Here is a 9586-nt window from a genome sequence, read left to right as displayed (position 1 = left end):
GCCGGCGCGGGCGGAATCGATGCGACCAGTCTAGGCTTCGGACGCCAAACGAAACATCCCGTGCGCCGTCAGGCACCTTTGCCGCACGTGCAACATTGCGCGGGGACGGCGTCGCGCTGCGCCGGCGGGCTCAGTTCGTTGAACGGCTTCAGGATCGGATCGGGGGCGACGCCCGGATGCAGCGGATACTCGAAGCTGATATGGCCGCCCGCCATCAGCTTCTGCGCGCGCTCGCCGACGAGATACGCGACGAACTTCTGCGCTTCCGGCTGGTGTTTCGAGGCCTTCAGCACCGCGGCGCCCGATACGTTGACGGCACCGCCGACGTCACCTTTGCCGAAGTGGTAGATCGCGCTGCGGGTCGACTTGTCGCCGAGCTCGGCGTGCAGGCGGTCCCAGTAGTAGTTGTTGATGATGCCGGTCAGCACGCCGCCGCGGTTGACGGCCGCCGTCACGCCTTCGTCGTCGTCGAAGATCTGCGCGTTCGCCTTCAGGCCCTTCAGCCATTGCAGCGTCGCGGCTTCGCCGTGCAGCGCGAGCACCGCGCTCACGAGCGGCAGGAAGTCCGCGTCGCTCGGCGCGACGCCGACCTTGCCCTTCCATTCGGGCTTCGCGAGATCGAGCAGCGAAGCGGGCAGCTGCTGCGGCTGGATCTTCGCGGTGTTGTAGACGAGCACGTTCTCGCGCGCGAGCACGCCGACCCAGTTGCCGTCGGCCGGGTTGAAGCGCGCGGGCACCGACTGCAGCGCGGCCGCATCGGTCTTCGCGAGCAGGCCCTTGCGGTCGAGCAGCACGAGCTCCGGCGAGTTCTCGGTGAAGTACACGTCGGCCGGCGTGCGGTCGCCTTCCGTGGCGAGCTGCGCGGCGAGCGCCGGGCCTTCGCCCGAGCGCACCTTCACGGTGATGCCGCTCTGTGCTTCGAAGTCCTTGACGAGCTGGTTGACGACCTGCTCGTGCTGCGCGTTGTACAGCGTGAGCGTCGCGGCATGCGCGCGTGCGGCGTGCAGTGCGCCGGTCAGCATCAGCGCGGCGGCGGCCGCGGAAATCAGGTGCCGCAGCGGGCGGCTAACGGGTGAAGTGTTCATGTCGTGTTTAGCAGGTTGCACCCGGCCGGGCCGGGAAGGAGTGCCTTGGCTTGCGTTGCGTGTCGTCATGCGTCGAACAGCGCGGCGCCGATGTACGAACCAGGTTGCGCGCCCGGCGGGCACGCGAAGATCGCGCTGCCGACGTGCGTGGTGAACTGGTTCATGATGTCCAGCTTCGCGAGCTTCTCGTTGATCGGAATGAAGCCCTTGCGCGGGTCGCGCTGGTGCGCGACGAACATCAGCCCCGCGTCGTACTCGGTCTGCTGGCGCCACGGCGGCCAGCGCTCGATGTAGAAATTCGTGCTGTCGTTGTACGAGTACGCGCGGCGCAGGATCTGCGCGCCGTTGTTCAACTGCGGCGATGCGAGGCGCGCGTGCGCGTTGTCGGGGATCACCGGGTTGCCGTCCTTGTCGGCCGCGTCGAGATCGAGTGCCTCGAACTCGTGCTTCTGGCCGAGCGGCGCGCCGCTGTACTTGTGACGGCCGACCACCTGCTCCTGGAAGCCGAGCTCCGTGTTGTCCCAGTGCTCGAGCGTGATGCGGATCCGGCGCACGACCGTGTAGGTGCCGCCGTTCATCCATGCCGGGCCTTCGCTGCCGGCCCACACGAATTCATCCATCGCGGCCGGATCGGACATCGGCGGATTCATCGTGCCGTCCTTGAAGCCCATCAGGTTGCGCGGCGTCTCGCCGGGCTTGCCCGACGTGAAGCCGGCCTGGCCCCAGCGCATCTGCGTCGCCTTCGCGCCGAGGCGCACGAGCTGGCGTACCGCGTGGAACGCGACCTGCGCGTCGTCCGCGCACGCCTGGATGAACAGGTCGCCGCCGGTCTTTTCGGGCAGCAACTGGTCGCCATTGAAGCGCGGCAGGTCGACGAGCGCGGCGGGGCGATGCTTCGCGAGGCCGTAGCGGTCCTTGCCGGCGAGTGCGAACATGCCGGGGCCGAAGCCGAACGTGATCGTCAGGCGCGCAGGGCCGAGGCCGAGCGCGTCGCCCCCGTCGGCCGGCGCGACTTCGTCGCTGCCCGTCGCGGCGAGCGGCAGTGCGGTATCACCGCGCGTCATGCGCGCGGCGGCGTCGGTCCAGGTTTTCAGCAGCGCGATGACGTCCGCGCGCTGCGCGGTCGTCAGGTCGAGCGCCGCGAAATACGCGTGGCGCTGCTGCGGCGTCGCGATGCCGCTCTGGTGCTTGCCATAGAACGGCTCGACGCCGTCATGCGCGGAAGCGGGGGCGGTGGCGGGCGCATCCGCGGCCTTCGCGGCCGGGATCGACGCCGCCGCGAGGCCGGCGGCCACCGCGGCGCCGCCCGCCTTCAGGAAGCCGCGCCGCGCGGGGCGGGGTGGCTGGTTGGAATCGTCTGCCATGGTTGGCTCCATTACTTCGCGAGCAACAGCGTGTTGACGTCGTCCGCGACGTAGTAGAAGCCGTCGCCTTCAGGCGTCATCGCGATGCCGAACAGGTTGCCGTTGCCGGGGGGCGTCTGAGCCTTGTCGGTATTGATCCAGCGCGCGTAGAGCTGCTTGCCGGCGACCGGGTCGATCTCGACGACCTGGCCGTTCTGCGCGTTGGTCGCGAGCAGGTGGCCGTTCGGCGCGGTCGCGAGCGCGAGCGGGCGGCGCAGGAAGCCGTCGGCGGTGATCTGGCGGCCGACGCCCGCGCTGGTGTCGCGCGTGAGCGGGTCGTCGATCTCGACGATGCGGTTGCCGATCGCGTCCGACACGTACAGCTTCTTCTGGTCGCCGGACAGCGCGAGGCCGGTCGGGCCGACCAGGAATACGCCCTTGTCGGCCTGCGCGCCGAGGCCGCTCGCGACGACCGTTTCCTGCTTGATCACGGGCGGCTTGCCCGCCGGCACGTCGAGGTCGAGACGCAGCACGGTCGCCTGCTTGTAGACGGGCGGATTGCCGTCCGCGCCGCCGACGCCGAAGCCGGCCATGCTGACGAACAGCGTCGCGCTGTCGCCGCGGTCGACCACGGCCATGTTGCCCCACGGGTCGTTGATGTTCGGGGTCGACCACGTCGACGCGATCTTGCCTTGCGGATCGAGCACGATCAGGCAGCCGGCGCCCTTGGTGTTGGTCGTGCCGTCGTTGCTCGGCGTGCTGCCGACGATCACCCAGCCGGATTTCAGCATCGTCATCGCCGTCGACAGGCCGACGCCGCCCGGGCACGCCTTCAGGTCGCGCGGGATCGATGCGAACAGGCTCAGCTGCTTCGTCGACGGGCGGTAGTTGACGATCGTGCTGCCGGTACCTTGCAGGTTCGCCGAGTTGTTGAAGTTGTCGACGAGCACGTCGCCCGCCTGGATCGTGCCGGCCGACACCGGCGCGACCGCGATCGCGTACGGGTTCTGGTCGCCGTTGTCCGGCACCGTGTTGACGAGCGTGGTGTGGCGATGCAGCGTCTCGAGGAAACCTTGCGGCTCGGCGAGTGCGCCGGCAGCGGCCGTCAGTGCGGCGGCAGCCAGTGCGCCCGTCGCGAGGCGGCGAAGCGGGGCGGATGGATTCATGTGACTCTCCTGGGGAGCGCGCCGTCCGGGCGGCGCGCGAAAATGGGCAGCGTGCGCGTCGCTCAGAACGTGATCGTCGTACGCGCGCCGAGCACGAACGTATTGCGCAGCGGCTGGGTCGCGTCGCTCGGGTTCTGGCCGGCGCCGGCATTGAACGTGTACTGCGCGTCGGCCTGGACGATCCACCACGGGTTGACCTGGTACTGGTAGGTCGCTTCGAGCGTCGTCTCGCGGGTGCGCACGCCGTACGGGCTGGCTGCGAACGTCCGCGCGGTCTGGTCGAGGTCGGTCACGTGGTTGCCGACCTGGATGTACGTGACGCCGAGGCCGACGCTGTCGTTGTCGCGGCCTTCGAACGGCGCCTTCAGCACGATCCCGGCGTTGGCCGAGAAGCTCACCAGGTTGCGGTCGCCCGGCGCGCCCATCACGCGTGCGAACACGCCGAGGCTTCGCGGGCCGGTCGGGTCGGGGCGCCAGATCATCTGGTCGGCCACCGCGTAGAAGCTGTAGTTGCCGTGACGCTGCTGCGCGTTGCCGTTCGATGCGGGGTCCGCGAGCGACAGCCCGTCGGTGCCCACGTTCTGGTCCGCGAAGCGGCCGTTGTGATACCAGACGCCGATCTTGTAGGTGCCCGGCAGCCCGTTCGAGTGGCCGGTGTCCATTTCGCCGTCGGACGGCTGGTTCAGCGCGTACTGCAGTTCGCCGATGTAGAGCGCACCGTTGTGCAGGTTGAAGTTGGTGCCGCTCAGGTTGCTCGGATTGTTGCCGAGCGGATCGCCGTCGAACACGCCTGCGAGCGCGGTGACCTTCGGCGTGATCTGCGCACGCACGCGCACGCCGAGGCCGGCGAGCGGATACGCGGGGCCGCCGTTCGGCAAGTCGTACGACGGCAGCGCGGGCCAGCCGAACATCGTGTTGACGAACGTGTTCGCATACGTGCTGACCATGAATTCCTGGTCCAGGCTCTGCTGGCCGACCTTCACGTCGACGCGCTTGTCGAGGAACGACTGCTGGTACCAGAGCTCCCACAGGCGCGTCGTGCCCTGTGCCTCGATGCCGCTCGCGGTGTTGAGCGTGCCGAGGTTTCTCGTGCTGAGGTTGGTGCCGTGGATCTGCAGCGCGCTGACGTTGAACGTGCCGCCGGGCAGGCCGATCGCCTTCTGCGTGTCGACCGTCAAGGTGGCCGTCGTCAGTCCGTCGTACGCGCCGCCACGGTTCAGGCCGCCGCGCAGGTTCGCCAGGTATTCGCTGGTTTCGGTGATCTGCAGCGTTGCGCCGTACTTGCCGAGCCACGGACGGATGCCGCCCATGTCGCCAAGCAGGTTCTGGCGCGTCCAGATACCGGTCAACGCGTTGGTCGGCTTCGCCTGGATCGCGAGGTCGGCCTCGGGCGCTTCGGGCTGCGCGTCGACGGGCGTGTCGGCGAAAGCTGCGCCGCTCGCGAACGAGGCGCACGCGAGGACGGCCGCACAGGCGGCGGGGCGCATCCGGGCGCGGACGCTGTCTCCCTGGAACGACGCAAACGTCATATCAAATCCCTGGTTTTATTTGGTAAGGAATCCTGCTTGTCGGTCACTATCCGGACGCTCGGCACCGATCGGCCAGGGCATGAAGATGAACGCAACGCGGCGCATCGTAGGAGTGTCAAATGGGAAAGTCAATGTAAACGAGAATGATTCGCATCTAAATTACTGTCTGTAATCCGAACCCTTACGGATGGGGCCTGACACGTGTTTTTCGCAGAGGTAAACCGTAAATATCTGTGTAATGAAAATGTATGATTCGATGTGGATCGATGGATCTGCGGGAGGGGGGATGAAGCGGCCTAGGCGGACGGGGAGCGGGAGCGTCGCGGCGGACGGAATCGACGCCCGCGCAGGTTTTTTCATGCGATGCCGCCGATCGCAGGAACTCCGTGCTTACCCGGTGTCCAAACGGGGCTGAATGAGATTCGCGGGCCGCGCGGGCCCGCCGGCCAGGCCGGGAAGAGTTCGTCAGGGTATTGTTTCAAAAGGGTTTTTTATTGTTTTTGCGTGCCTTTCCCGCCGCATCGCCACCCTGAAAATTCCTCCGGTTTCCCTTCTTGAATTTGTCAAAACCCGTCCATATAATTAGCACTCGCTGCACGAGAGTGCTAACAATTCTCTGCCGGGCGACAAGCCGGGCAGATTCCCTAAGCGTTCTTCAATCTCAGTCAAGAGAGGAGTGAATATGAACCTTCGTCCTTTGCACGATCGCGTGATCGTCAAGCGCCTGGATCAGGAAACCAAGACCGCCTCGGGCATCGTGATCCCCGACGCCGCTGCTGAAAAGCCGGACCAGGGCGAAGTCCTGGCCGTCGGCCCGGGCAAGCGCGACGACAAGGGCGCGCCGATCGCGCTCGACGTGAAGGTCGGCGATCGCGTCCTGTTCGGCAAGTACGCAGGCCAGACCGTGAAGGTCGACGGCAACGAACTGCTGGTCATGCGCGAAGAAGACATCATGGCCGTGGTCAACGCCAAGTAAGCGCGTCCACCGACGGTACATATTCCCAAGAATTCAAGGAGTTAGAAGATGGCAGCTAAAGACGTCGTATTCGGCGATTCCGCCCGTTCGAAGATGGTCGAAGGCGTGAACATTCTCGCCAACGCAGTCAAGGTCACGCTGGGTCCGAAGGGCCGCAACGTCGTGCTCGAGCGCAGCTTCGGCGGCCCGACGGTCACCAAGGACGGTGTGTCGGTCGCGAAGGAAATCGAGCTGAAGGACAAGCTCCAGAACATGGGCGCGCAAATGGTCAAGGAAGTGGCTTCCAAGACCAGCGACAACGCAGGCGACGGCACGACGACGGCAACCGTCCTCGCGCAATCGATCGTTCGCGAAGGCATGAAGTACGTCGCATCGGGCATGAACCCGATGGACCTGAAGCGCGGCATCGACAAGGCAGTCGCAGCGGCTGTCGAAGAGCTGAAGAAGATCAGCAAGCCGTGCACGACGAACAAGGAAATCGCACAGGTCGGCTCGATCTCGGCGAACAGCGACACGTCGATCGGCGATCGCATCGCTGAAGCGATGGACAAGGTCGGCAAGGAAGGCGTCATCACCGTCGAAGACGGCAAGTCGCTGGCTGACGAACTCGACGTCGTCGAAGGCATGCAATTCGACCGCGGCTACCTGTCGCCGTACTTCATCAACAACCCGGAAAAGCAAGTCGCCGTCCTCGACAACCCGTTCGTGCTGCTGCACGACAAGAAGGTGTCGAACATCCGTGATCTGCTGCCGGTACTCGAGCAAGTCGCGAAGGCTGGCCGTCCGCTGCTGATCATCGCTGAAGACATCGAAGGCGAAGCGCTCGCGACGCTGGTCGTGAACAACATCCGCGGCATCCTGAAGACCGTTGCGGTCAAGGCGCCGGGCTTCGGCGATCGTCGCAAGGCGATGCTGGAAGACATCGCGATCCTGACCGGCGGCCAGGTGATCGCTGAAGAAACCGGCCTGACGCTCGAGAAGGCAACGCTGGCAGAACTGGGCCAGGCGAAGCGCATCGAAGTGGGCAAGGAAAACACGACGATCATCGACGGCGCAGGCGAAGCCGTGAACATCGAAGCACGCGTGAAGCAAGTGCGCGCGCAAATCGAAGAAGCGACGTCGGACTACGACCGTGAAAAGCTGCAAGAGCGCGTGGCCAAGCTGGCCGGCGGTGTTGCAGTGATCAAGGTCGGCGCAGCGACCGAAGTCGAAATGAAGGAAAAGAAGGCACGTGTCGAAGACGCACTGCACGCAACGCGCGCAGCTGTTGAAGAAGGCATCGTGGCAGGTGGCGGCGTTGCGCTGATCCGCGCTCGCACCGCGATCGCAGGCCTGACCGGCGCTAACGCCGATCAAAACGCCGGCATCAAGATCGTGCTGCGCGCAATGGAAGAGCCGCTGCGCCAGATCGTCACGAACGGCGGCGAAGAAGCCAGCGTCGTGGTGGCGGCAGTTGCTGCAGGTACGGGCAACTACGGCTACAACGCAGCAACGGGCGAGTACGTCGACATGGTTGAAGCCGGCGTCGTCGACCCGACCAAGGTCACGCGCACCGCACTGCAGAACGCAGCTTCGGTTGCAGGCCTGCTGCTGACGACGGACGCAGCTGTCGCAGAACTGCCGAAGGAAGATGCACCGATGCCGGGCGGCATGCCGGGCGGCATGGGCGGCATGGGCATGGACATGTAATCGACTTCGGTCGATTGTCCGGAACGCGCAGCGATGCGCGTTCCAGCCAAAAGAAAAGACCCGCAGCGATGCGGGTCTTTTTTTACGCGTGCAGATTTCGACGCGTGCGTGGGGGAACCGGAGCGGTCGCGCCCAACATGGCGCGGCAGGTGCGACGGCGGGGCATGCCCCGCCGTGTCCGCTTCAATGCCGGTGCGATGTCCTCGGCACCGGGTCGGCCTTCGCGGCGGGCGGGGTGTCCGAGTCTTCGTTGCTGCGCGCCCAGAAGAACCGGTCGGGCAGGTACGCGCCCATGCCGGGCCGGAACGCGTCGCGAACGGCCTGGTACAGGTATTCCTGCGCTTCGCGCACGGCTTCGGGCGGTTCCTGGCCGTTCGCGAGCAGCGCCGCGATCGCTGCGCCCAGCGTGTCGGTGATGCCCATCAGCCGGTGCGGCGAACGATCCCACATGTCCTCGCGCAGTTGGCCTTCCTCGCCGTACAGCGTGTTGACGAGCCGGTGCGAGCCCGTCTCGGACGACAGGATGTATTCGCAGCCTTGCGACAGCAGGTGCGACAGGGCCGCATCGAGATTCGGCGCCTCGGCATCGCCGTCCGGCTGCGCGAGCGCGATCAGCGTCGCGTAGTCGGCGACCAGCAGCGTGGTTTGCGGTGCGAGCAGGTCGGCGATCGATTCGCGCAGGTCGTCGGCGGCGAGCACGTGCTCGTCGTCGAGCGTGAAATCCGGCGCGAGCACGAGCGGCACGCCGTCGTAGTCCGCGACCACTTCGGCGATCGCGCTGACGACTTCCGCGCGCGTGGTTGCGCCGATCTTGAACGCGGCGACCGGCATGTCCTCGAGCAGCATGCGCGCCTGGGCGGCGACGACGTCGGGATCGAGCCCCGTCACTTCGTCGCAGGCGGCCGAGTCGCGCACGGTGTAGCCCGTCAGGACGGACACACCGTGACAGCCCATGCTCGCCAGGGTCAACAGATCGGCTTGAATGCCAGAGCCGCCGGTGGGATCGGACAGGCCGAAGGTGAGGACGATCGGAGGGGCGTTGCTGGACATGTAAAAATGGGGCAAGAGAAAAACGGACAAGCGACGGACATGCGGACGGCGAGGCGAAATGGGCGTTTTCGGCCCTGTGTTGCCCGGCAGGCCGCACTTTTCAGTCATTATGCGGCGGAATCCGGCCCGCACGACGGATTTTTTAGCGCAGCGCAACGTAGTCGCGTTACTCCAGCGCGATTGCTAGGCAGTCCGGCCCCGACACGGTACCATCATGGCTCCCGAATTTACCGACTTTCCCGACGCGGCTTAAGATGGAATACAAGAGCTGGATGTGCCTGATTTGTGGCTGGATTTACGACGAAGAAGCCGGGCTGCCGGAAGAGGGCATTGCCCCGGGCACGCGCTGGGAAGACGTCCCGATCAACTGGACGTGCCCTGAATGCGGCGCCCGCAAGGAAGACTTCGAGATGGTCCAGATCTGACCGGATCCCTGGCCCACGGACACACCGCTCAGGCCTCGCATCGGCCCGGCGCTCGCGCGCCGAGGGTCGCGCGAGCGACTTGACGATGACAGGCGCGCGTGTCCATGAGGCCAGAACCGGCGAACGTTCCCCACCCTGACGCACTGCCCAACCCGCGTGGCGGGGCCGTGCGCGCGGCCGACGCATGGCTTGCGGCGGCCGCCGACGCTTTCGAGCAGCGTGACGATGCGGCCGCGCCGCTGTCCGCCGCGGCGGCCGTGCTGGCGGAAGCCGGCTGGCTGCCTGCCCCGCGTTTCGCGGGGCAACTGTCGGCCGCCGTGCCC

Annotated in this window: 8 protein-coding genes and 1 pseudogene; 4 read left to right on the top strand and 5 right to left on the bottom strand. The window is 66.2% G+C overall.

What is annotated here, in order from left to right:
- Positions 1-68: 68 nt before the first annotated feature.
- The 4 genes from G3N61_RS36285 to G3N61_RS36270 form a co-directional block, all read right to left on the bottom strand.
- The gene (locus G3N61_RS36285; RefSeq protein ID WP_205824795.1) at positions 69-1085 is read right to left on the bottom strand and encodes an iron ABC transporter substrate-binding protein; all 1017 of its coding nucleotides are present in this window, start codon (positions 1083-1085) and stop codon (positions 69-71) included.
- Positions 1086-1150: 65 nt separating this feature from the next.
- Positions 1151-2449: an iron uptake transporter deferrochelatase/peroxidase subunit gene (efeB, locus tag G3N61_RS36280; RefSeq protein ID WP_205824794.1), complete on the bottom strand. Its 1299-nt coding sequence runs from the start codon at positions 2447-2449 to the stop codon at positions 1151-1153.
- Between the two features lie 11 nt (positions 2450-2460).
- Complete coding sequence (locus G3N61_RS36275; RefSeq protein WP_043181573.1) at positions 2461-3594, bottom strand: hypothetical protein; 1134 nt, start codon at positions 3592-3594, stop codon at positions 2461-2463.
- A 62-nt stretch (positions 3595-3656) separates the two neighbouring features.
- Positions 3657-5123: a carbohydrate porin gene (locus G3N61_RS36270; RefSeq protein WP_043181576.1), complete on the bottom strand. Its 1467-nt coding sequence runs from the start codon at positions 5121-5123 to the stop codon at positions 3657-3659.
- 682 nt (positions 5124-5805) lie between these two features.
- Between G3N61_RS36270 and groES the strand changes: the two genes are divergently transcribed.
- Together groES and groL are read left to right on the top strand one after the other, a co-directional pair.
- Positions 5806-6099, top strand: a complete 294-nt coding sequence (gene groES / locus G3N61_RS36265) for a co-chaperone GroES (protein ID WP_011351136.1) — start codon at positions 5806-5808, stop codon at positions 6097-6099.
- 48 nt (positions 6100-6147) lie between these two features.
- On the top strand, positions 6148-7788 hold the full coding sequence (gene groL / locus G3N61_RS36260) for a chaperonin GroEL (RefSeq protein WP_043181578.1): 1641 nt from the start codon (positions 6148-6150) through the stop codon (positions 7786-7788).
- Positions 7789-7971: 183 nt separating this feature from the next.
- Here the strand turns inward: groL and G3N61_RS36255 are convergent, their stop codons facing one another.
- Positions 7972-8838: a hydroxymethylpyrimidine/phosphomethylpyrimidine kinase gene (locus tag G3N61_RS36255; RefSeq protein WP_043181580.1), complete on the bottom strand. Its 867-nt coding sequence runs from the start codon at positions 8836-8838 to the stop codon at positions 7972-7974.
- A 254-nt stretch (positions 8839-9092) separates the two neighbouring features.
- Here G3N61_RS36255 and G3N61_RS36250 point away from each other — a divergent pair, with 254 nt between their 5' ends.
- The gene (locus tag G3N61_RS36250; RefSeq protein ID WP_004186709.1) at positions 9093-9263 is read left to right on the top strand and encodes a rubredoxin; all 171 of its coding nucleotides are present in this window, start codon (positions 9093-9095) and stop codon (positions 9261-9263) included.
- A gap of 104 nt (positions 9264-9367) precedes the next feature.
- A pseudogene (locus G3N61_RS36245) lies at positions 9368-9586 on the top strand (hypothetical protein); the annotation flags it as partial.

It is taken from the genome of Burkholderia sp. Ac-20349 (genome assembly GCF_017104865.1).
Taxonomy (GTDB): domain Bacteria; phylum Pseudomonadota; class Gammaproteobacteria; order Burkholderiales; family Burkholderiaceae; genus Burkholderia; species Burkholderia aenigmatica.
This window is presented reverse-complemented; position numbering and strand designations above follow the sequence as displayed.